The sequence below is a fragment of the Cypionkella sp. genome (assembly GCF_028290025.1).
Classification (GTDB): Bacteria; Pseudomonadota; Alphaproteobacteria; order Rhodobacterales; family Rhodobacteraceae; genus Cypionkella.
Genome location: NZ_JAQGKQ010000057.1, coordinates 1 through 21,086 on the forward strand (window position 1 = coordinate 1; position 21,086 = coordinate 21,086).

22 protein-coding genes and 1 pseudogene are annotated in these 21,086 nt (G+C 59.7%); 18 read left to right on the plus strand and 5 right to left on the minus strand.

All coding sequences use genetic code 11. From position 1 onward, the window contains the following. The 5 genes and pseudogenes from JWS10_RS09755 to JWS10_RS09775 form a co-directional block, all read left to right on the plus strand. Positions 1-614: pseudogene (locus JWS10_RS09755) on the plus strand (ACP S-malonyltransferase); the annotation flags it as partial. Between the two features lie 171 nt (positions 615-785). After that, positions 786-1,523, plus strand: a complete 738-nt coding sequence (gene fabG, locus JWS10_RS09760; protein ID WP_299506819.1) for a 3-oxoacyl-[acyl-carrier-protein] reductase — start codon at positions 786-788, stop codon at positions 1,521-1,523. A gap of 74 nt (positions 1,524-1,597) precedes the next feature. Continuing rightward, positions 1,598-2,086, plus strand: coding sequence for a hypothetical protein (locus JWS10_RS09765; protein ID WP_299506822.1), 489 nt, complete (start codon positions 1,598-1,600; stop codon positions 2,084-2,086). A 170-nt stretch (positions 2,087-2,256) separates the two neighbouring features. Further along, positions 2,257-2,424 (plus strand): hypothetical protein, encoded by a 168-nt coding sequence (locus tag JWS10_RS09770; RefSeq protein ID WP_299506825.1) that lies wholly within the window; start codon positions 2,257-2,259, stop codon positions 2,422-2,424. 338 nt (positions 2,425-2,762) lie between these two features. Next, complete coding sequence (locus JWS10_RS09775) at positions 2,763-2,996, plus strand: acyl carrier protein (RefSeq protein WP_054008607.1); 234 nt, start codon at positions 2,763-2,765, stop codon at positions 2,994-2,996. Positions 2,997-3,224: 228 nt separating this feature from the next. Here JWS10_RS09775 and JWS10_RS09780 read toward each other — a convergent pair whose 3' ends face one another. From JWS10_RS09780 to JWS10_RS09790, 3 genes are read right to left on the minus strand one after another with little or no spacing between them, the layout of a single operon-like run. Then, entirely contained in the window at positions 3,225-6,536 is a 3,312-nt protein-coding gene (locus tag JWS10_RS09780; RefSeq protein ID WP_299506828.1) for an efflux RND transporter permease subunit, read from the minus strand. Between the two features lie 11 nt (positions 6,537-6,547). Further along, complete coding sequence (locus JWS10_RS09785; RefSeq protein WP_299506831.1) at positions 6,548-7,750, minus strand: efflux RND transporter periplasmic adaptor subunit; 1,203 nt, start codon at positions 7,748-7,750, stop codon at positions 6,548-6,550. An 8-nt stretch (positions 7,751-7,758) separates the two neighbouring features. Next, the gene (locus JWS10_RS09790; RefSeq protein WP_299506834.1) at positions 7,759-8,385 is read right to left on the minus strand and encodes a TetR/AcrR family transcriptional regulator; all 627 of its coding nucleotides are present in this window, start codon (positions 8,383-8,385) and stop codon (positions 7,759-7,761) included. 200 nt (positions 8,386-8,585) lie between these two features. Here JWS10_RS09790 and fabF point away from each other — a divergent pair, with 200 nt between their 5' ends. Together fabF and mltG are read left to right on the plus strand one after the other, a co-directional pair. Next, positions 8,586-9,848 carry a beta-ketoacyl-ACP synthase II gene (fabF, locus tag JWS10_RS09795; RefSeq protein WP_299478617.1) on the plus strand — a complete coding sequence of 421 codons (1,263 nt, stop codon included), beginning with the start codon at positions 8,586-8,588 and terminating at the stop codon, positions 9,846-9,848. After that, positions 9,848-11,023 (plus strand): endolytic transglycosylase MltG, encoded by a 1,176-nt coding sequence (gene mltG / locus JWS10_RS09800; protein WP_299506837.1) that lies wholly within the window; start codon positions 9,848-9,850, stop codon positions 11,021-11,023. The genes fabF and mltG overlap by 1 nt, the downstream gene beginning before the upstream one ends. Before the next feature lie 225 nt (positions 11,024-11,248). Here mltG and JWS10_RS09805 read toward each other — a convergent pair whose 3' ends face one another. Then, positions 11,249-11,857, minus strand: coding sequence for a hypothetical protein (locus JWS10_RS09805; RefSeq protein WP_299506840.1), 609 nt, complete (start codon positions 11,855-11,857; stop codon positions 11,249-11,251). After that, entirely contained in the window at positions 11,850-12,704 is an 855-nt protein-coding gene (locus JWS10_RS09810) for a hypothetical protein (RefSeq protein ID WP_299506843.1), read from the minus strand. The genes JWS10_RS09805 and JWS10_RS09810 overlap by 8 nt, the downstream gene beginning before the upstream one ends. A gap of 323 nt (positions 12,705-13,027) precedes the next feature. Between JWS10_RS09810 and JWS10_RS21250 the strand changes: the two genes are divergently transcribed. The 11 genes from JWS10_RS21250 to JWS10_RS09870 all read left to right on the plus strand — a co-directional run bounded on the left by JWS10_RS21250 (position 13,028) and on the right by JWS10_RS09870 (position 21,084). After that, positions 13,028-13,900, plus strand: a complete 873-nt coding sequence (locus JWS10_RS21250; RefSeq protein ID WP_366943531.1) for a M91 family zinc metallopeptidase — start codon at positions 13,028-13,030, stop codon at positions 13,898-13,900. Between the two features lie 18 nt (positions 13,901-13,918). After that, on the plus strand, positions 13,919-14,539 hold the full coding sequence (locus tag JWS10_RS09825; protein ID WP_299506846.1) for a hypothetical protein: 621 nt from the start codon (positions 13,919-13,921) through the stop codon (positions 14,537-14,539). Positions 14,540-14,761: 222 nt separating this feature from the next. Then, positions 14,762-15,085 (plus strand): hypothetical protein, encoded by a 324-nt coding sequence (locus JWS10_RS09830; RefSeq protein WP_299506849.1) that lies wholly within the window; start codon positions 14,762-14,764, stop codon positions 15,083-15,085. Beyond that, positions 15,036-16,379, plus strand: a complete 1,344-nt coding sequence (locus JWS10_RS09835) for a terminase family protein (protein WP_299506852.1) — start codon at positions 15,036-15,038, stop codon at positions 16,377-16,379. The genes JWS10_RS09830 and JWS10_RS09835 overlap by 50 nt, the downstream gene beginning before the upstream one ends. Positions 16,380-16,590: 211 nt before the next feature. After that, positions 16,591-17,949 carry a phage portal protein gene (locus tag JWS10_RS09840; RefSeq protein WP_299506855.1) on the plus strand — a complete coding sequence of 453 codons (1,359 nt, stop codon included), beginning with the start codon at positions 16,591-16,593 and terminating at the stop codon, positions 17,947-17,949. Next, positions 17,949-18,269, plus strand: coding sequence for a gene transfer agent family protein (locus JWS10_RS09845; RefSeq protein WP_299506858.1), 321 nt, complete (start codon positions 17,949-17,951; stop codon positions 18,267-18,269). The genes JWS10_RS09840 and JWS10_RS09845 overlap by 1 nt, the downstream gene beginning before the upstream one ends. Beyond that, on the plus strand, positions 18,266-18,520 hold the full coding sequence (locus JWS10_RS09850) for a rcc01693 family protein (protein WP_299506861.1): 255 nt from the start codon (positions 18,266-18,268) through the stop codon (positions 18,518-18,520). Before JWS10_RS09845 ends, JWS10_RS09850 begins: the two co-directional genes overlap by 4 nt. Continuing rightward, positions 18,477-19,124 (plus strand): phage tail tape measure protein, encoded by a 648-nt coding sequence (locus JWS10_RS09855; RefSeq protein WP_299506865.1) that lies wholly within the window; start codon positions 18,477-18,479, stop codon positions 19,122-19,124. Before JWS10_RS09850 ends, JWS10_RS09855 begins: the two co-directional genes overlap by 44 nt. 9 nt (positions 19,125-19,133) lie before the next feature. Beyond that, positions 19,134-19,766 (plus strand): DUF2460 domain-containing protein, encoded by a 633-nt coding sequence (locus JWS10_RS09860; RefSeq protein ID WP_299506868.1) that lies wholly within the window; start codon positions 19,134-19,136, stop codon positions 19,764-19,766. Continuing rightward, entirely contained in the window at positions 19,763-20,650 is an 888-nt protein-coding gene (locus JWS10_RS09865; RefSeq protein WP_299506870.1) for a DUF2163 domain-containing protein, read from the plus strand. Before JWS10_RS09860 ends, JWS10_RS09865 begins: the two co-directional genes overlap by 4 nt. Then, positions 20,647-21,084, plus strand: coding sequence for an NlpC/P60 family protein (locus JWS10_RS09870; RefSeq protein ID WP_299506873.1), 438 nt, complete (start codon positions 20,647-20,649; stop codon positions 21,082-21,084). The genes JWS10_RS09865 and JWS10_RS09870 overlap by 4 nt, the downstream gene beginning before the upstream one ends. Positions 21,085-21,086: the final 2 nt, after the last annotated feature.

Consider the following 21,086-nt stretch of genomic DNA (forward strand, 5'->3'; position numbering starts at 1 on the left):
TCGATCTGTCTGATACGGCGCGGCTGCTGCGGATCAGGGGGTAGGCGATGCAAGAGGCTGTCCCGGTGGGGGTGGGCGCGATGGCTGTGTTGCTGGGCCTCGATTTTGCTGCCGCCACCGAAGTCGCCGCTGAGGCCGCGCAGGGTGAGGTTTGCCAAGCTGCCAACGACAATGATCCGGCGCAAGTGGTGGTATCGGGCCATCGTGCGGCGGTGGAGCGGGCTTTGGAAATCGCCAAGGCCAAGGGTGCCAAGCGCGCGATGCTGCTGCCGGTCAGCGCCCCGTTTCATTGCTCACTGATGCAACCCGCCGCTGCTGTGATGAACGAAGCCCTCGCCGCTGTGGTGATCCATGCGCCGACGCTGCCGATCGTGGTGAACGTGCGCGCCGAAGCCATCACCGAACCCGACCGCATCCGGGCCTTGTTGGTGGCTCAGGTCACAGGCTCGGTGCGTTGGCGTGAGTCTGTGCTGTGGATGCAGGGCGCTGGTGTCACCGAGTTTTGGGAGATTGGCGCGGGCAAGGCGTTGTCCGGCATGATCAAACGCACCGCCTCGGGGTCTGTAACACGGGCGATTGGCACGCCAGAGGATATTGTGGCTGCCAAGGGCTAAGGCTCGGTTAAGGCGGGCCCGGTTAAGACTGGCCCGGTTAAGACTGGCTCGGTTAAGACTGGCTCGGTTAAGACTGGCGATTTTCGAGAAAAATCGTGGGATCCGGATTTCAGGTACCGCGATGGAATGTAAACGGCGAGGTCGTTGGCATCGCATTTGAGAGGGCAGAACATGTTTGATCTGACAGGTAAAACCGCGCTGATCACTGGCGCATCGGGTGGCATCGGCGGCGAGATCGCGCGGGCTTTATATGCGGCTGGGGCGACGGTGGGGCTTTCCGGTACGCGACTGGAGCCGTTGCAGGCGTTGGCCGCTGAACTTGGGGACCGCGCGCATGTGCTGCCCTGCAATCTTTCCGACCTTGCGGCAGTCGATGAACTGGTCAAACAGGCAACGGCCGCGATGGGTTCGGTTGATATTCTGGTCAACAACGCCGGGATCACCCGCGACAATCTGTTCATGCGGATGTCGGATGATGAATGGCAGGCGGTGATCGACGTTAACCTTACCGCGACGTTCCGGCTGATGCGTGGGGCTTTGCGCGGCATGATGAAGGCGCGCTGGGGGCGGATCATCAATATAACCTCGGTGGTAGGACATTCCGGCAATCCGGGGCAGGCGAATTATGCCGCCACCAAAGCTGGGGTATTGGCCGCATCAAAATCGCTGGCGCAAGAGGTCGCCAGCCGTAATATTACGGTGAATTGCGTCGCTCCGGGGTTGATCGAAACGCCGATGACCGAAAAGCTGAACGACGAGCAGCGCACGAAGATCTTGGTCGGCGTGCCTGCGGGCCGGATGGGTAAGCCGCAAGAGGTAGCCGCGGGCGTGCTGTATCTCGCCTCGCAAGAGGCCGCCTATATCACCGGCACAACGCTGCATATCAACGGCGGCGGCGATATGTCTTGATGATCTCTAAGCGTCTGCGGTCAGTTGAGTGTTTGTTCAGTCGTGGTTGAGTGGGTGTAAAGGTGAAAAGCGGCATGTCAATTGCACCGCCACAGATCGTGTTTGAGGGCAAGTTTTCGCGCGCGATCTGCCAGAACCCCCATCAGTCACGGCTGCTGGTGGCGTTCGACCACCGCAGCTTCAGCCGCGAGTCCTTCGCACCGGTAACGCCGTGGAAGCTCGCAATCAATCGCGAATATAGTCAGTTGAACGTGCAAGTGCGGGACAACGATTATTACCTAAACGACGATCTGCCCGCTTTGTGCAAGGCGCTGCGCCGCTTTACCAAGCCCTTCGCGCAAGTCTGTGGCATTGGTTTTTCGATGGGCGGGTTTGGCGCTTTGCTGCTGTCAAAAGCGTTGCGCCTTGATCATGTTGTGTTGGTGTCGCCGCAGAGATTGGACTTCCCCAACCAATCGCCGTTTGCCGTCGATATGGTTGAGGAAGCTGAAGTGTTTACCGGGGGGTCAGGAGCCTCGCTTTGCGGGAATTGCCAGCAGGATGCGGGGTATCGTGCTGTATGATCCTATGTCGGGCGCGGTCGGGATCGGGCCTATGCTCGGGTGCTAGGCCAGCTTGCGCCAAACCTAAGGCTTTTGGCCCTACCGGGGGCAGGTCATCCGGCGACGCAGATTTTTACCGAGGCCAAGACCTATGCAACGTTTCAGGAGGCGGTATTTGAGAGGGCGCTGGCTTGGCACAGATTAAACAGCTGCACCGCGTCAGCCGTTTGAAAGCGCCGCGCTATCAAAGCTTGCTGGAAAACTATGCCCTGCGGCGCTCAATCGCATCGTCACCTGCCGAGGCAAAGACTGCGCCTACAAGCCTGCCAACGGGTGGCTCGGGCGATCCTTTGCCGTGAGGTGAGCCGCTTGTGCCGTCTTACTCACATCCTGATCCATCCAGCGTTCATCGCGACACCCAAACGCTGCAAATTTTGCCGCAATCAGGCCGATGGGTGACACCGAAGACTTGGGTTCACAGCAGGCTTGACCTGCGACCACGCAGAATGCTCTGATAACAGCAGAATGTTCTGATTGCATGTATGAGCAGAGTTGCTATGCGTCCGCGCCCTTGCTATAGGCGCGCAAGAATACGCCAGCGGCCGTCGTCACTGGTGCCTGCCGATGCAGGAAAGAGCGCCCGGCGACGGGCAGGCAAAAGACCGGGGGCGACCCCTAAACGATATGAGGAAAGAATATGAGCGACATCGCTGATCGTGTGAAGAAGATCGTCGTCGAGCATCTGGGCGTCGAAGCTGAAAAAGTGACCGAGACGGCCTCGTTCATTGATGATCTGGGCGCAGACAGCCTCGACACGGTCGAGCTGGTCATGGCGTTCGAAGAAGAATTCGGCATCGAAATCCCGGATGATGCGGCGGAAACCATTCAGACCTTTGGCGACGCGGTGAAGTTCATCTCGTCCGCAGCCTGATTTAGCAGCCTGTCTTATCGGCATAGCTAAAGAAAAAGCACCTCAAGGGGTGCTTTTTTGTTGTCCAAACCAACTGCCAAAACCTATTCGGGCTAAGTATTTTCACCTATTCATAAATATCCCCGCCGGAGGCTCCCCCGTAGCCGCACGCGCTACCTTCGAAAATCCATCTTGCGGCAGCAGCGGTCGCGGGGGGCTCAATGCCGCCCAAGACCGCCGCTGGTTTGTTTACTCCGCGGCCAGACCTTGCAGGCGCGGTGGGGCCTTGTGCTGCTGTTCCGCCTCAAGCGCCGCGATGCGGGCTTCCAAAGCTTCGGGGGCGGGCGATTGCGGCTCGACTTCGCGCGGGCCGATAATGCCGCGAAACGCCCACGAAATCAGGCGTGAAAGGTCGTCCATGATCAGATAGAACGACGGCACCACGACAAGGCTCAGCACGGTTGAGACGATAATGCCGCCGATCACCGCAGTTGCCATCGGTGCGCGGAAGGCACCGCCTTCACCGACGCCCAAGGCCGAAGGCAACATCCCCGCTGACATTGCAATCGAGGTCATCACAATCGGCTGCGCGCGTTTGTGGCCGGCCTCAATGATCGCGGTCAGACGGTCGAGCCCTTGTTTGCGCATCTCGATGACGAAATCCACCAGCAGGATGGCGTTTTTGGTAACGATCCCCATCAGCATCAGAATGCCGATCAGCACCGGCATCGACAAAGCCGAGTTGGTCAGGATCAGGGCGGCTGCGACGCCGCCGATTGCCAAGGGTAGCGACAGCAGGATGGTGAAGGGCTGGATCACCGATTTAAACAACAAGATCAGCACGGTCAGCACCAGCATCAGGCCCATCAGCATGGCTTTGCCGAAGCTCGCGAACAACTCGGTCTGCACCTCCGCATCGGCGGATTCCCTGACCGTAACGCCTGCGGGCAGCGGTGTGGCTTTGACGATCTCGGCCAGTCTTGCGCTGGCGGTGCCGAGCGCCACGCCGACGGGCAGGCTTGCACCGATGATCGCCTGCCGTTGGCGGTTCAAGCGTTTCACCACCGATGGACCTTCACCGATTTCGATGTCAGCCACCGCTGACAGCGGCACGGTAGCCCCGGTGTTGGTGGCAAGTTTCGTCGCCGCAATCCGGTTCAGATCTTCGCGTGAGGCATTGGCCAGTTGCACCCGAATCGGGATCAAACGGTTGTCGATCGAAAGATTGGCCAGCAACACATCGAGATCGCCAATTGTTGCTACCCGCACTGTGGTCGCAATGTCTTGCGTGGTGATGCCCAGACGCGCGGCTTCCTCGGCACGCGGGGTGATCTGCACTTCGGGACGCGGCAACGCGCCTTCGGAACTGACCTCGGCCAGCAGGGGCTCGGCTCGTAGCGCCTGCTCTAGTGCAGCCGTCGCGGTGTTCAGATCGGCCTCGGAGTTCGCCAGAATGGAATAGGCAAGGTCGCGCTCCCCACGGTCATTCAGCTTGAAGGCGCGAATGTCGGGCACGGTGGCGAGGCTATTGAAAATTTCAGCCTCGATCATGTTTTGCGGTACGGTGCGGCCGTGGTTTTGCTTTTCGGGTACCAGCGCACCCAGCAGCGGAATCCGCCGCCCCAGTTGCGATAGCTTTAGCAGCAGGCTGTGATCGAGTTTTACCAGGGTCACCGTCACCGAGGCGCGGCGCACATCAAGGTCGCCTTTTGGCGAGGTGCCGCCGATGACAAAGACGTTGTCCACCCATTCGACATCTTTGATATGATCGCGTATTTCGGCGGTGGTCTTGTCGGTTTCGGCCAATGTCGCGCCCGGCGGCAGTTCGACCGAGATCGAAATACGGCTGACGTCTTCGGGCGGCAGGAACGAGCCCGGTACCTTCAGCATGAAGAAGATCGACACGATCAGCACGCCAATCGCTGTCAGCAGGGTGAAGTAATACACGGGCAGGCGGCGGACTTCCCCGGCTTTGTTGTGGCCGAGAAACGCCAGTCGTGGGCCTTGGGTGGTGGTGCGCACCAAACGCAGATAGTTGCGCATGAACCTGCCGTCTTGCTCGCCCTCATGGTGGCCGACATTGGCATCCTTGGCGCTCATCAAATACGCTGCCATCATCGGCGTGATTAATCGCGCCACCAGCAGCGAGAACGCCACGGCGATGGCAACTGTCAGGCCAAATTGTCGGAAATATTGCCCCGGTATCCCGCCCATGAACGACACCGGCACAAACACCGCGATGATCGTCGCCGTAGTTGCCATCACCGCCAGACCGATTTCATCTGCAGCCTCAATCGCCGCGCGATACGGGGTTTTGCCCATGCGGATGTGGCGGGCGATGTTCTCAATCTCGACAATCGCATCGTCAACGAGAATCCCCGTCGCCAGTGTCACCGCGAGGAACGACACCAGGTTCAGCGAGAACCCCAGCATATCCATCGCCCAAAACGTCGGGATTGCCGACAGCGGCAGCGCCACGGCGGTGATCAGGGTCGCGCGCCAGTTGCGCAGGAAGGCAAGCACAACCAGAACCGCGAGCAGAGCGCCTTCCATCAGCGTGTCCAGCGCGGATTCGTAGTTGCCGTAGGTGTAGAACACGGTTTCATCGACCAGTTTGATGCCGACGTTGGGGTTCGCGGCGCGTATCTGGTCCAGCGTCGCATTGACGGTTTCGGCGACGGAAACCTCGGATGCTCCCTTGGCGCGAAACACCGAGAATGTCACCACTTGCTCGCCATTCAGCCGCGAGAAGCTGCGGAGTTCCTTAAAGCTGTCTTGCACATCGCCCAAATCGGCCAAGCGCACATGTCGGCCCGAGGGCAGGGCGATTGTGGTGCTGGCGAGCCCCTGCACGGTGCCCGCGTCGCCCAAAGTCCGGATCGCTTGTTCGCCCGAGCCAATCTCGGACCGGCCCGAGCCTAGGTTGGCGTTGGTGGCGCGCAATTGCGCGTTCACTGCCGCCGCCGAGATGCCAAAGCTGTTCAGCTTTACCGGGTCGAGCGCCACCAGAATCTCACGATCAGCGCCGCCGAAGCGGTCAATCCGACCGACGCCGGGGCGGCCTTGCAAGCCCCGCACGATCACGTCGTCGACGAACCACGAAACTTCCTCGATCGTCATATCGGGGGCCGACACCGCAAAGGTCATAATCGCCTGACCTTCGACGTCGATCTTCGTGACCTTCGGCGTGTCCACGGCTGCGGGCAGCTTGTTGCGCACCCGGTCAACCGAGTCCTTCACATCTTGCAGCGCTTTGTCGGTTGGCACTTCGATACGAAACTCAACAGCCGTGGTCGATTGGCCGTCAACCACAGTCGAAGTGACGTTCTTCACGCCGGTGATACCCGCAACAGCGTCTTCGACGATTTTGGTAACTTGGGTTTCCATCTCGGCCGGGGCTGTGCCCGCTTGCGTGACGGTGACGGCGATCACCGGCACGTCGATATTAGGGAAGCGGGTGATTGGCAGCGCGTTGAACGACTGCCAGCCCAGCACCAGCAGGATGAAGAAAGCCAAGATCGGTGCTAGCGGATTTCGGATGGCCCAAGCTGAAATGTTCATGCGCTAAGCCCTCAGTTGCTATCGGTGGCAGCAGCCACCACAGGATTGATATGATCGCCGTCGCGCACGAAGGCGCCGGCTTTGGTCACAACTTCGTCGCCAACTTTCAAACCGTCGAGCACTTCGATCCAACCGCCATCGCGCACGCCTGCGGTGATGTCTTTTTGCGTCACCACAGCGCCTTGAACCTGCATGACCGAGGTTTTGCCGCCCGACGATTTCACCGCCGTGATCGGCACGGCAGCGGCGTCGCCTTCATGCACCAGAATGCTGGCTTCCACATACATGCCGGGGCGCACCGCCGTTGCATCGTCAATCGCGATGCGGATGCGACCGAGCCTTGTGGTGGCGTCGATGCTCGGTTCCACCAGACGGATCGTGCCGGTTAGCGGTGTGGTCAGACCAACCAGCCGCAGCTCGGCGGTTTGGCCGGCGATCAGCTTGGTCAGATCGGCTTCGGCCACATCGGCGCGCAGTTCTAACGCGCCGCCCCGGATCAGGGTGAACATCGGTTGACCCGCTGCCGAGGCAATCGCGCCGAGTTGCGCATTGCGGGCGGTAATCTCACCAGCGAAGGGCGCGGTAACTTCGGTGCGCGACAGTTGCAGATCGACATTGGCAAGCTGCGCTTCGACCAAGGTTTGCTGCGCCTTTGCGGCTTCTAGCGATTGGGTGGCCACAGCGACGCGAGCTTGGGCGGAAACGGCACCAGCAAGCGCCGTATCGGCTGCGGCTTGGCTGGCCGAGCCTTGCGCTTTCAGCTTGGTGGTACGGTCAGAGGTGCGTTGCGCTTCGTCCGACGACGATTTCGCCTCAATCAACTGCGCTTGGGCTTGGGCAATCTGCGCCTTGGCCGCAGCCAGTGACGCCGCCAACTGCGCCTTTTGCAGATCGAGGGTTGAGGTGGAGAGTTTGGCCAGCACTTGCCCGGCTTCGACCTTGTCACCGATATCTGCCAGCAAAGCCTCAATCGGTTGGCCCTCAATCAGCGGGGCGACCTGAATGGTTTCCTGCGGGGCGACCAGACCAGAGGCCAGCACCACATCGCGCAGATGCCGGGTTTCCACTTTAGACACCGTGATCGCGGGTAAAACTTGCGCGGGCTTTTCAGTTGCGGCGGTTTCTGAGATGGCGACTTCGGTCGTGGCTTCGGCAAAAGCCAAGTCGGGCGACACCGCTTGCAGGGCAACCAAAGCGAGAACAATACGGGACATAAACATCATCAGCCTTTCGCGCCGTTGGCGGCAATCTCGTCTAAGGTTTGGTCGATAATACGCAAAATCAGAGTATTCAAATCATGGCGCAGCGTCGCATCCTGCTGCGGCATCATCGCTGACGATTTCACCAGCATCATAATCAGCGCCGCATGGGCACCAAATCGCTGGCGGGATTCGTTTAAGCTGATGCCTGTAGCCGTGGCAAATGCTTGCATCATATAGTCGGCAATGGTGGTTTCCATATGGCCACAAGCTGTGCCGATATCGGGCTTGCGCAGCGAGGCCGCAGTGATCTCTGCCCAAAGCGCACCTTTATCGCTGCATTGATGCTCGACCAGCTTTATCCGAACCTTCTGGCGCATCGCCGCAATCGGGTCATCCGACGCCAAAACCGGCTCAAAATCCCGACCCATCTCCTCTAGGTCAGAGGCGATCAGCGCCTGCACGATGGCGGCTTTCGAGGCGAAATAGCGGTAGAAATTGCCAACGCTCATTCCCGCTGCACGGGCCAGATCTTGCATTGATGCGCCGTCAAAGCCTTTTTCGGCAAATGCCTGCCGCGCTGCGGCCAGAATTTCGGCGACGCGCGCATCGGCGGGGGTGTCATTGGTAGCAGTCGGGGTTTGTAGCATCAGAGCATCGCATCTATCAGGGATCTGGTTTTCAATCAGAATGAACGTTCATTCATTATCATGCTGCACCTGCACGGTCAAGATACTTCACGGTTGCGAGAGAAATCTTAGGTGGCGCAGCCTTGCCACCTAACTCCGGCTTAAGTTGCGCGCGGGCTTTGGGGCGTGTATCAGGCGGAAAACCACTCTGGGGGATATAGATGCGTCGGGTAGTCATAACGGGTCTGGGAATGGTCACGCCGCTGGCTTGTGGCGTAGAAGAAACCTGGAGCCGCCTCTTGGCTGGTCAGTCCGGGGCAGGGCCGATCACCCGGTTTGATGCCTCTGGCGTTGTCACGCAGTATGCTTGCGAAATCCCCTATGGCGATGGTTCTGATGGCACCTTCAACCCGGATCATTGGATGGAGCCGAAAGACCGCCGCAAGGTCGATGATTTCATCCTTTATGGCATGACCGCCGCCGTGCAAGCCGTGCGGGATTCGGGGTGGGAGCCTGTCACTGATGAGGACCGTGAGCGCACTGGCGTGATGATCGGATCGGGCATCGGTGGGCTGACTTCTATCGCCGAAACCGCCGTGCTGATCAAAGAAAAAGGCGCGCGCCGGGTGTCGCCGTTCTTTATTCCCGGCTCGTTGATCAACCTGATCTCCGGCCAAGTCTCCATCCGTTTCGGGTTTAAAGGCCCGAACCACGCGGTTGTGACGGCCTGTTCCACCGGAGCCCACGCCATCGGCGACGCCGCTCGATTGATCCAATGGGGTGACGCCGATGTGATGCTCGCAGGCGGTGCCGAAGCGCCGATTTCAGAGATTGGCATCGCGGGCTTTAACGCCTGCAAAGCTTTGTCCACCAAACGCGCTGACGATCCGACCAAAGCCTCGCGCCCTTATGATGCTGACCGTGATGGTTTTGTGATGGGCGAAGGTGCTGGCGTTGTGGTGCTGGAGGAATATGAGCACGCCATAGCGCGCGGGGCGAAAATCTACGCCGAGGTGCTGGGCTACGGCATGTCGGGCGACGCTCACCATATCACTGCACCGTCAGAGGATGGCGAAGGCGGCTTTCGCAGCATGAAAATGGCGCTGAAACGGGCGGGGCTGGAGCCTTCGGCCATCGACTACATCAACGCGCATGGCACCTCGACGATGGCCGATACGATTGAGTTGGGCGCTGTAGAACGCATGATGGGCGATGCTGCCGCCAACGCCACGATGTCCTCGACGAAATCCTCCATCGGCCACCTGCTAGGTGCTGCCGGAGCGGTGGAGGCGATCTTCTGCGTCCTCGCCATCCGTGACCAAATTGCGCCGCCGACGATCAACCTCGATACCCCGGCGGTGGCCTCAACAATCGACCTTGCGCCGAACAAAGCCGTCAAACGCAAGATCGACATCGCACTTTCCAACTCGTTCGGCTTCGGCGGCACCAACGCCAGCCTGATCATCGGCAAGGTCGCAAACTAATGTGGCGCGCGGTCGCCTCCAACGCGCTGACGATGTTCATCGTGGTGCTGATCCTCGCCTTCGGGCTGATCGCTTGGGGGCGGCAAGCCTTCACCGGGCCGGGGCCGCTTGCGCAAGCGATCTGCTTCAAGGTCGATAAGGGCGCCAGCCTTGCGCAGATCAGCCGGGGGCTGGAGGCTGAGGGGGCTGTCAGTGATGCCCGCATTTTCCGTATCGGGGCGGATTATTCGCAAGCCGCTAAAGACTTGAAATTCGGCAGCTATTTGATCCAACCGCAATCCTCGATGGCGAATGTTCTGACGGCGCTGACCGCAGGCGGCCAATCGACTTGTGGCCGCGAAGTCAACTTCCGCATCTCGGTCGCCACCGCCGAAGTCGTTCTGCGCGAGCTTGACCCCGCCACCAACCGCTATGTTGAGGTCGCCAAATTCGACCCCGCTAAGGATGCCGCGCCCACCGCTTATCTGGATGCCGCACAGGCCCCGGATATCCGCTGGCGCATCACTTTGGCCGAGGGTGTGACCTCGTGGCAGGTGATTGACGCGCTGAAACGCGCCGATTTCCTTGAAGGGGCCATCGACAAACTGCCCGCCGAAGGCACGTTGTCGCCCGATAGTTATGAGGTCGAAAAAGGCTTTGACCGCGCCACTCTGGTCGCCGATATGGAAGCCCGTCAGGCCAAAACCCTCGCCGAGTTGTGGGCGACCCGCGCCGAAGGTCTGCCCTATAAAACCCCGGAAGAAGCCCTCGTGATGGCCTCGATTGTCGAGAAAGAAACCGGCATCCCCGAGGAGCGTAAGCAGGTGGCCTCGGTGTTCATCAACCGTCTCGCCAAGGGCATGAAGCTGCAAACCGACCCGACGGTGATCTATGGCGTCACCAAAGGCGAAGGCGTTTTGGGCCGTGGCCTGCGCCAATCCGAACTGAAACGCCGCACCGCGTGGAACACCTATGTCATCGACGGCCTGCCACCAACCCCGATCGCCAACCCCGGTCGGCTGAGCATCGAGGCCGCCCTGAACCCGGACACCACGCCGTATCTCTATTTCGTAGCGGATGGCTCCGGGGGCCATGCGTTCGCCGAGACACTGGCGCAGCATAATGAGAACGTGACCAAGTGGCGCGCGATTGAGGCTGCGAAGGGCGAAGAAGCGGCTGTTGGGGTGCAGGAGTAACCCTGCTTGCTGTTACCGAACCGACCGAAAACTCTGCGGGGCAGAGTTTTCCGGTTCATTGCTCACAAGGCGGAACGCCGTTGAGCGAGGGGCGTCGTGCCACAAGCCATCGCTATGTAAATCGGGGCGCGCCTGACTGGGCTGGTGCGGAACGCACCTGCCGGGGGCAGGCAGGTGCGGCCCGATTTGTTTAAGAACAAATCGGGCAAAGGGAAGGGCAGCTAGCTATTCCATCTTATACCCGAGCCCCGAAATAAGGTCTGCATCTGCGCTCAGTTTCTTTTTCCGTACAATAAGTGCCTGTTTAGCGACCTGAGCCAACTCCACAGGGAAGCTGCCGACGCTCTGCTCCTGAAAGCCTAGCCACAACTGCAGGTCAGCAATTTGACGGTCGATGTCTGACTTTACTTGTGCTGGAGATAGATCGATTCCGCTGATGGTAAATAGTACTGAGTTACCTTCTAAGCGCCCGCGAGGTATGCTTGTGGTCCAAGTATTAGGCTTAATTTCGAACATTCCGCGATCGCCTTGAAATGGCACTCGAACATCAATGGCGGTTCCCTTCAAATAGTGTGGTCCGCCTGAGGATGAATAACGCATTCTGTCGCGACTAACGTCGATGTTAATTTCACGTTGCTTAACCGAAATATCGTCCACGCCAAGCTTAGGGACTTCTAACGAGTATTTCGTACAAAGCTGGTTGGCCAATTCTTCTTCACCAGTTTGTTCGAAATCCGACTTTGTCAATCGGTCGACATCTTTTCGGAGAGCCGCCTTCTGAGCTTCAACAATACTCATCCACTCATGTTTCCAGAATAAAATATCATCATTCATGGTCGGTTGCTCCCTCATCAGCGGCTCGATCACCGCCCTTGGCATCATCGCGATATTCAAGCTTGGTAGTGATCTCGCTCATTGCGTAATGAACAAACTGCTTCCCCAGCGCGGTCAGTTCATATCCTTCATCATCGTCAAAAGCGGATTTCACATGCGGAACACTGCGAGTACTCGTTTTTGAGCGCTCTTTCCTAATAAAGTTCCCAGCGTAATCAGTCTCTCTATGTTGGCGGATAACTCCGCCTGTTGAGAGATCCCTAAACAGAAGCTTATAAAGGTCTGCTTCCGCAGAGTCTTCGCGTGGGCGTCCCTTGCCAAGCTGTTGCCAGACATGACTGCGAGTAATTCCATCATGATTGTAAATTTGCGCGATCACCGCAAAATGCAATTCGGAGTAGGTATGTAGCCAATCAAGGAAAAGACTGACGACATCATCAGAAGAAAAACTAGCGGTGGCGGCGTTCGTCAAAACGTTCCTGACGAACTCCTGTTTCTTTACGCTTTCTGTTCCGGCCCAATCCCGAAATGCTTTTTTCACCAATCCCTGATATTCGTCGGAGCGCACGCGAGCAGAAATTTTCTCATCGTTTAGATCAAGCCTAATTGCGATATCGGCAATGGTTTTTTGTTTCTCATGCAACTCGTCTTGGAGCATTCTAAGCCATTGCTTGAGGAACTCGTTCAAACGGTTCTGCTCATGTTCTGACCAAAATCCGGCAGCAGCCGAAAATATTCCTCCCGCAAAAGGAACGGCACCCGCTACTTGAAGCGCTCCACGAGCAAGCTTTTTCCAGTTTTTATCCTCAGGTTCCTCAGGTCTCTTCGCGACTTCGTCTTTTCCCATTCATTTGTCCCCAAAACGAAATTAAACAATTATTCTAATACAAAATCTAGCAACTGGCCGCATATATCATACACAATATTGTATTCGAGAACATCTGTGCAAGATGCACTCAAAAAAATGTTGGAGCGTACCGTTTGCTCTCGCACAACCTCCCCAAACCTTAACAAACCCTTAACACCGCCATCCCAACCCATTGATATCCCCCACATAAAAAAGCTCCCAAGTTGGGAGGCTCCCCAACCCCCTCCCAAACCCCAGCGATTTCTTGACACATCGCCTCCCCAAGCCTAGCCTGCCCTCATTATACTTTCAAAGGCTTTGACGTGGTCGGATTTCCCGCAGCCCGCATGACGGATATGCACACCTGCCCGATGTGTGCGGGGGCGCCGTTTCCGATCATGCCGCCTGCGATGATCACTGTGATGATTGGCGGCCTCCCCGCCGCTCGGATGACTGATCTCTGTCTCTGTATCATCCCCGCCTTGGTGCCGATCCCGTCGGTTGATCCGATCGCTTTCGGCTCGCCTACCGTTTTGATCGGCGGCTTGGCTGCGGCGCGGCAGTTTGATCCGACGATGAAGGGCGGCTTGATTATTCTTGGCCTGCCCACCGTGCTGATCGGGATTGTGGCGACGCCGTCGCCCGGAGAACCGGGCGCGTTGAATATATGGGAAGAGGTGCTGGCGGACGGCACCACTGTCACGCATGTAGGCTCCAACATCACGATTGTCGGTAGCAAAGACTACCGGGACGCGGTGGCGCGGGATTTGCAGCGGTTGGATGCGACGCCGACTGGGCATGACCTGCTCAACAGTCTGAATGCGCCGGGCAAGGGGCCGGTGAAGATCGTGGCTACGACGGGGGGCAACAAGGTTGACGGCACCGGGCCGGGAGCGAATTTGAAGCCGGATGGCACGCCGGGGCCGGGCTCGGGCAGCACGCTGAACTATAACCCCGATAAGACGCAGATCGGCGATGGCTCGCAACCTTATATGACGCGGCCGCCTGCGGTGGGGTTGGGGCATGAGCTGGTGCATTGCGAGCAGGCGCAGAATGGCGGTTGGAGCGGTAATAAAACCGGCGGGGTGGAGAATGATGAGCTGGCAGCGGTGGGTCTGCCGCCCTATCAGAACAATCCGCATACCGAGAACAAGATGCGGTCGGAACTGGGCCAACCGCCGCGCACCGCTTACTAGATGCGCGGGTTGGCTTTGATGGTGGGATTGGTCCCGATCTTTGGATTGGTGGCGGCAACGGGTGCCGAGGCACAGGAGCAAGTGATGAATGTGCTGAATGACGGCGATGTCAGCGTGAGTGTGACATGGGAAGCCTTCGAGTCCGGGGTGGTTGGCCGCTACCAGGTGCGCAATGGCGGGGCGGCTGAGGTCTATGTGTTTGATCGGCTGTATCGGACTTCGGTGACGGGTTATCGCTCGGTCGATGCCGCGTTTGCGTGGCATTGGCTGGAGGCGGATGGGGTGTTTCGGGTGGCGAAGTTTGTGCCGCAGGTGCCGGTGGGGGAGAAGGTTGAAAGCCCGGAGGTGGCTTATGCGCGGGTGCTCGGGCCGGGGGCTGTGCTGGAGGGTTCGGTGATGCTGCCGGGGCTTTTGGATCAGCAGTTGCCTTATGACGGGGTGCCGGCTTTGGCTGCGGTGGCACAGATCAAAGCCATCGTGTTTTCGGTGGGTTACGCCGAGGTTGATCCCGCGGTGGTGCCAAATCGGATCAAGGCGGGCGATGAGATGGTGCTGTCGCTGCCGTTCTCGTGGTTGATCAGCCATCAGCGGATCGTCAGTTCCGAGCCGCAGGCATTAGCGGTGGCGATGCAGCGGTAGGGGGCGTTGGCGTTGTTGGTGGAGCTGCTTAGTTCTTACCAACAGGTTAACGCAGCGTGCGCAACACTCTGATAATAAACGGTTTAACTTGACTTTGCGAACGCTCTGAATTACAGATTTGTCATGCTGGAAGAGGTGGGCAAGCGGCCGAGGGGGTGACCCTGAGGGCCGTTTTTTCATTTTACGCCTGCGGAGGCAGCATGAGAGGCGGGCATATCAGGCATGACAATCACTTTCTCCATCGGAGAACAGCCGCCAAGCGATCTGCTGGCGGATGCAGAGCAACTTTATGAAACCACGACATTGACTTTGCTAAAGGCGGTGAACGCGCTGAAGGCGGGCGAGTTTGAAGTCTCAAAGGCGCTGCCGAATACGGTGCGTGATTTGATGCTGACGGTGGATTTGGTTCACAAAGAAAGGGGACGCGTTGAAAAACTTCGCAAACAAGTTGCCGGGGCTGTCGGAACCGGCACCCTCGATTTATACGCCGCACGCGATGAGATCGGGAGCCGATTGGCTCGCCTCCGCGACGCCGCTGCAAGTTGATGATTTTCTCGATGGTCTGAGCGAGAACGCGCTGTTGGCGCTGCCGTGGATGTTCGAGTTTTGGGCGTTCCCGCATCAGTTGCCGCCTGCGGGGGCGTGGAAATCTTGGGTGGTTATGGGCGGGCGCGGGGCGGGGAAGACGCGCGCCGGGTCGGAGTGGGTGCGCACCGAAGTTGAGGGCGCGGGACCAATGGATGCTGGACGCTCACGTCGGGTGGCGCTGGTGGGTGAAACGATTGATCAGGTGGTGGCGGTTATGATCGAGGGTGAGAGCGGGATTTTGGCCTGCTCGCCGCCCGATCGCAGGCCAGAGTGGCAGGCGACCAAGAAGCGGTTGCTTTGGCCAAATGGCGCTATTGCGCAGGTGTTTTCGGCGCATGAGCCGGACAGTTTGCGCGGGCCGCAGTTTGACGCGGCTTGGGTTGACGAGTTGGCGAAGTGGCCGAAGGCCGAAGCTGCTTGGGATCAGTTGCAGTTTGCTTTGCGGTTGGGCGACAACCCCCGGCAGGTGGTGACGACGACGCCGCAGAATATTGGGGTGTTGAAGGATATTCTGAAAAACCCCTCAACCGTGGTGACCCATGCGCCGACCGAGGCGAACCGGGCGTATCTCGCGGCCTCGTTTCTTGAGGAAGTGCGGGCGCGGTATGCTGGCACCACGCAAGGCGCGCAGGAGTTGGATGGCTTACTGATCGAGGATGCGGCGGGGGCGTTGTGGACGACGGCGATGCTGGAAAGCGGCCGGATCAGCGAGGTGCCGCGTTTGCAGCGGATCGTGGTGGCGGTGGACCCTCCGGTAACCGGTCACGGCAAATCGGATGAGTGCGGCATTATCGTGGTGGGGGCGATGACGGAAGGGCCGCCGCAGAATTGGCATGCGGTGGTGCTCGCGGATGCTTCGGTTAAGGGGGCGAGCCCGGACCAATGGGCGCGGGCGGCGATTGCGGCGATGCAGCGTTTTAGCGCAGATCGACTGGTGGCGGAAGTCAATCAGGGCGGCGATCTGGTGGAGGGGGTCATTCGGCAGATTGATCCGCTGGTGCCGTATCGGGCGGTGCGGGCCTCAAAAGGCAAAGGCATCCGGGCCGAGCCGGTGTCGGCATTGTACGAGCAGGGCCGGGTTTCGCATGTGCGGGGGCTGGCGGCTCTGGAGGCGCAGATGTTGCAGATGGCGCCGCAGGGCTATTTGGGGCGCGGCTCGCCTGACCGGGTGGATGCGCTGGTTTGGGCGTTGACCGATTTGATTGTGGAGCCTGCGGAGAAGTATCGCAGGCCGCAGGTGCGGAAGATTTAGCGGGTGGCTCCGGTGCGGGACGTGATTTCAAGCCTCGCCTCGCCCGCCATGAGGCCCCGGATCAAGTCCGGGGCGGCGTGGGATGGGGATGTTGCGTGGGCGCGGGGGCTGCGCGCGGTGGGTTGGCGTTAAGTTAGGGTTTCAGAATTAGAACTGCCTTCAGACAAGCGCGATCCGACGGTTGGTTGGCGTCGGGAAGATAGGAGTGCAGATGGTGTTCGATTTTCTAAAGCGCGCGCCGGTGGTGGTGGAAAAGAAGGCTTCGGCTACTGGGCGCGTCGTGGCTTGGGGCGGTTCGGGTCGGGTGGCTTGGAGCCCGCGTGACCTCGTGTCGCTGGCGAAGGTCGGGTTTCAGGGCAATCCGATGGGGTTTCGGGCGGTCAAGCTGATCTCGGAAGCCGCCTCGGCTATGCCCTTGGTTTTGCAGGATGATACCCGGCGCTATGACAGCCATCCGGTGCTCGATCTGATCCGCCGTCCGAATGGTGCGCAGGGCCGGGCGGAGTTTCTGGAGGCGGTGTATGGCCATCTGCTGCTGTCGGGCAATGCCTATATCGAGGCGGTGCCGGGGGCGGGCGCGGTGCCGGGCGAGCTGCATGTTTTGCGCTCGGATCGGATGTCGTTGGTGCCAGGGGCGGATGGTTGGCCGGTGGCCTACGATTACTCGGTGGGCGGGCGGACGCATCGGTTTGCGATGACGCCGGAAAGCCAGCCGATTTGCCATATCAAGACGTTTCATCCGTCGGATGATCATTACGGCTTTAGCCCGTTGCAGGCGGCGGCGGTGGCGATTGAAGTGCATACTTCGGCGAGTGCTTGGTCAAAGGCGCTGCTCGATAATGCGGCGCGGCCGTCGGGGGCGATTGTTTACAAGGGCGCCGATGGGCAGGCGCAGCTTTCGACCGATCAGTATGATCGCCTCGTCAGCGAAATGGAGATGCACCATCAGGGCGCGCGTAATGCGGGACGGCCGATGTTGCTGGAGGGCGGTTTGGACTGGAAGCCGATGGGATTCTCGCCTTCGGACATGGAGTTTCAGCAGACCAAGGAAGCGGCGGGGCGCGAGATTGCCACGGCTTTCGGGGTGCCGCCGATGCTGATGGGGATACCCGGCGATGCGACCTATTCGAATTATCAGGAAGCCAACCGGGCGTTTTATCGGTTGACCGTGCTGCCCTTGGTGGCGCGGGTGACGGCGGGGATTTCGCATTGGTTATCTACGTTTACCGGGGAGTTGCGGGCAACGCGGATCAGTTTCAACGCGGAAACCGTCGATGTCACCAGCTTGGAAAGTGCGGGCGGCTGGCGTGAACTGCTGGCGGGGGCGGGGGTGAAGACGGCTTCAATCTCGGGTTCTGGCGTGTTTCGCGATGCGACGACCGATGCGCGGGCGCGGCAGATTTTCTTTGACGCCGAGATGCCGCGATTTCAGGTGGTGATCCCCAGTTTTGGCGAGGTGGAGGGTGCGTTCCAGATCACCGCGATTGAATATGCGGGCAGCCATAACGGCGAGGCGACCTATGAAATGACCCTCGCCTCGGCTGGGGCTTTGACCTTCACGGCGCTTTGATGGCGAATGCCTATGCGGGAGAAGTGGCGATTGTTCTGGATGGCGTGGCGCATGTCGCCAAGCTGACTTTGGGGGCCTTGGCCGAGTTAGAGGGCGCGTTGCAGGCGGGATCGCTGGTCGAGATGGTCGAGCGGTTTGAGTCTGGCAAGGTTTCTACGCGTGATGTGTTGGCGCTGATCGTGGCTGGCTTGCGTGGTGGCGGTTGGCAGGGCACGGCGGAGCATCTGCGCACGGTTGAGATCGGTGGTGGTCCGGTGGAAGCGGCACGGGCGGCGGCGGAATTGCTGGCGCGGGCTTTTGCTCTGCCGGGCGAGGCATGAAGATCGCGGCGCTTAATGGGATTGATTGGCCGGGGCTGATGTGGGCGGGGATGGGCGCGTTGCGGCTGAACCCGGCGCAGTTTTGGGCGCTGTCGCCGATCGAGTTGAGGATCATGCTGGGGGCGGAAGCGGCTTTGCCGCCCCTGACGCGGGCGCGGCTGGAGGAATTGGCCGCAGCTTATCCATATTTCACAAAAGGGGCGGGCGATGGCGACGGTAGAGGAGTTGCAAGACCAGATAGCGGCGCTTGAGGCCACGCTGTCGGGCACCACGGGCATGGTCGGCGCGTTTGAGGGTGAACTCTCGCGGATGCGGGAAACCATGATGTTCACCGGGCGCGAGGTCAATGTGCTGTCGAGCGGCATCGGTGGCGGTCTGCGGCGGGCGTTTGACGGGTTGGTGTTTGATGGGGCCAAGCTGTCGGACGCATTGAAATCGGTGGCGAAATCGCTGTCGGATACGGTTTACGGCATCGCGATGAAGCCGGTGCAGAATGCTTTGGGCGGGGCGATTGCTTCGGGCCTTAGCGGGTTGTTAAGCGGGATGCCGTTTGAGAAAGGCGGAAGTTTTTCTCAAGGCCGGGTGATGCCGTTTGCCAAAGGTGGCGTTGTCAGCCAAGCCACGCCGTTTGCGATGCGCGGCGGGCAGGGCCTGATGGGCGAGGCGGGGCCGGAAGCAATCATGCCACTGGCGCGCGGTGCGGATGGTCGGCTTGGGGTGCAAAGCTCGGGTGGGCGTGCGGTGACGGTGGTGATGAACATCACCACGCCAGACGTGCAGGGCTTTCAGCGCAGCCAAGCTCAAATTGCCGCGCAGGCGCAGCGGATGCTGTCGCGCGGCCAACGCAATCGGTGAGGATAAAACATGGCATTTCACGACATTAGGTTTCCGGCAAGCGTCAGTTTCGGCTCGCAAGGCGGGCCAGAGCGGCTGACCGAGATCGTCACCCTCGCCAACGGCTTTGAGGAGCGCAACACGCCGTGGGAACATTCTCGCCGACGCTATGATGCGGGGTTTGGGCTGCGCAGTTTGGACGATGTGGACGCCTTGCTGGCGTTCTTCGAGGCACGGCGGGCGCGTTTGCACGCGTTCCGCTGGAGGGATTGGTCGGATTATAAGTCGTGCGGGGCCAGTGCGCTGATTGCTGAAACCGATCAGTCGATTGGGGTCGGCGATGGGGTGACGCTGACGTTCGGGTTGAAGAAGACTTATGTTTCGGGGACCGCCAGCTATGTGCGGCTTATCGCGAAGCCCGTAGCTGGCACGGTGATTGTGGCGATTGCCAGCGATCCGAAGGTCGAAGGGCTGGAGTTTTGCGTCGATTCCACAACCGGGATCGTCACCTTTACTACGGCGCCAGATATCGGTGCGCTGATTACGGCTGGGTATGAGTTTGACGTGCCGGTGCGGTTTGATGCCGATGTGATCAAGACCTTACTGGCGTCGTTTCGTTCGGGTGATGTGCCGAATGTGCCGATTGTCGAGGTGCGGGTATGAGCGCGCGGCAAGAGTTGCTCGATCATCTGGGGCAGGGTGTGACCACAGTGTGCCGGGCCTGGCTGGTGACGCGCCGCGATGGTGTGCAGTTTGGCTTTACCGATCATGATTTGGACCTTCGATTTGATGGCCATGTCTTCAAAGCCAGTTCCGGCATGACTGCGCGCACCTTGCAGCAGACCACGGGTTTGGCGGTCGATAACTCGGAAACCCTCGGTGCGCTGTCGGATGCGGCGGTTGAGGAGGCTGACCTGATCGCGGGGCGGTTTGATGGCGCAGAGGTGCGGGCTTGGTTGGTGAATTGGGCCGACAGCGCCCAGCGCGTTGAGCAGTTTCGTGGCAATCTGGGTGAGATTTCTCGGGTGGGTGGCGCGTTCAAAGCCGAATTACGCGGACTGACGGATCGGTTGAACCAACCGCAGGGCCGGATTTTCCAGCGCAACTGCACGGCGGTTTTGGGCGATGCGCGCTGCAAGGTTGATCTGACCGCGCCGGTTAATTTCGCCGCAACCAGCATTATCGGCTTCGATGCGCTGAACCGGGTGATCTTCGATGGGCTTGGCGCGTTTGCGGATCGCTGGTTTGAGCGCGGACGCTTTGTGGTTACTTCGGGGGCTGCGGCGGGCTTGGTCGGGGTGATCAAGTCTGATCGCCTTTCAGCGACCCAGCGCATTGTCGATCTGTGGAACGCTCTTGGCGCGCAGATCGCAGTTGGCGATCAGGTGCGGCTTGAGGTTGGCTGTGACCGGATTCACGACACTTGCCGCGCGAAGTTCGCCAATTTCGGCAATTTTCGCGGCTTTCCCCATATCCCCGGCGAGGATTGGCTGGCGTCTTATCCGGTAAGCTCCCGCGCCAATGACGGTGGGAGCCTTGGGCGATGACGCCCGCGCTGATCGTGACGACGGCGCGGGCTTGGATCGGCACGCCCTATCTGCATCAGGCCAGCCTCCGCCTTGCCGGGGCCGATTGTCTCGGCCTGATACGCGGCGTCTGGCGTGAGGTGATCAGTGCCGAACCGGAAACCATCCCGGCCTATTCGCAGGATTGGTCGGAACCCTCGGGCCGCGAGGATCTGCTCTGCGCAGCCCAGCGCTGGCTGATCCAGAAAGACCGCGCCGATGAAGCCCCCGGCGATGTGCTGTTGTTTCGGATGCGCTCCGGCGCTGTCGCAAAGCACCTCGGCATAGCGGCCCACGACGGCACGCAAGCCAGCTTTATCCACGCCTATAGCGGCCACGGCGTTATCGAGACACCGCTAAGTGATCCGTGGCGGCGCAAGATCGTCGCGCGATTTGTATTCCCCACAGGAGCCTGAAC

Coding starts and splice junctions, on each gene's coding strand:
- fabG (WP_299506819.1), top strand. CDS start 786: ATGTTTGATCTGACAGGTAAAACCGCGCTGATCACTGGCGCATCGGGT.
- JWS10_RS09765 (WP_299506822.1), top strand. CDS start 1,598: ATGTCAATTGCACCGCCACAGATCGTGTTTGAGGGCAAGTTTTCGCGC.
- JWS10_RS09775 (WP_054008607.1), top strand. CDS start 2,763: ATGAGCGACATCGCTGATCGTGTGAAGAAGATCGTCGTCGAGCATCTG.
- JWS10_RS09780 (WP_299506828.1), bottom strand. CDS start 6,536: ATGAACATTTCAGCTTGGGCCATCCGAAATCCGCTAGCACCGATCTTG.
- JWS10_RS09785 (WP_299506831.1), bottom strand. CDS start 7,750: ATGTCCCGTATTGTTCTCGCTTTGGTTGCCCTGCAAGCGGTGTCGCCC.
- JWS10_RS09790 (WP_299506834.1), bottom strand. CDS start 8,385: ATGCTACAAACCCCGACTGCTACCAATGACACCCCCGCCGATGCGCGC.
- fabF (WP_299478617.1), top strand. CDS start 8,586: ATGCGTCGGGTAGTCATAACGGGTCTGGGAATGGTCACGCCGCTGGCT.
- mltG (WP_299506837.1), top strand. CDS start 9,848: ATGTGGCGCGCGGTCGCCTCCAACGCGCTGACGATGTTCATCGTGGTG.
- JWS10_RS09805 (WP_299506840.1), bottom strand. CDS start 11,857: ATGAATGATGATATTTTATTCTGGAAACATGAGTGGATGAGTATTGTT.
- JWS10_RS09810 (WP_299506843.1), bottom strand. CDS start 12,704: ATGGGAAAAGACGAAGTCGCGAAGAGACCTGAGGAACCTGAGGATAAA.
- JWS10_RS09825 (WP_299506846.1), top strand. CDS start 13,919: ATGGTGGGATTGGTCCCGATCTTTGGATTGGTGGCGGCAACGGGTGCC.
- JWS10_RS09830 (WP_299506849.1), top strand. CDS start 14,762: ATGACAATCACTTTCTCCATCGGAGAACAGCCGCCAAGCGATCTGCTG.
- JWS10_RS09835 (WP_299506852.1), top strand. CDS start 15,036: ATGAGATCGGGAGCCGATTGGCTCGCCTCCGCGACGCCGCTGCAAGTT.
- JWS10_RS09840 (WP_299506855.1), top strand. CDS start 16,591: ATGGTGTTCGATTTTCTAAAGCGCGCGCCGGTGGTGGTGGAAAAGAAG.
- JWS10_RS09845 (WP_299506858.1), top strand. CDS start 17,949: ATGGCGAATGCCTATGCGGGAGAAGTGGCGATTGTTCTGGATGGCGTG.
- JWS10_RS09850 (WP_299506861.1), top strand. CDS start 18,266: ATGAAGATCGCGGCGCTTAATGGGATTGATTGGCCGGGGCTGATGTGG.
- JWS10_RS09855 (WP_299506865.1), top strand. CDS start 18,477: ATGGCGACGGTAGAGGAGTTGCAAGACCAGATAGCGGCGCTTGAGGCC.
- JWS10_RS09860 (WP_299506868.1), top strand. CDS start 19,134: ATGGCATTTCACGACATTAGGTTTCCGGCAAGCGTCAGTTTCGGCTCG.
- JWS10_RS09865 (WP_299506870.1), top strand. CDS start 19,763: ATGAGCGCGCGGCAAGAGTTGCTCGATCATCTGGGGCAGGGTGTGACC.
- JWS10_RS09870 (WP_299506873.1), top strand. CDS start 20,647: ATGACGCCCGCGCTGATCGTGACGACGGCGCGGGCTTGGATCGGCACG.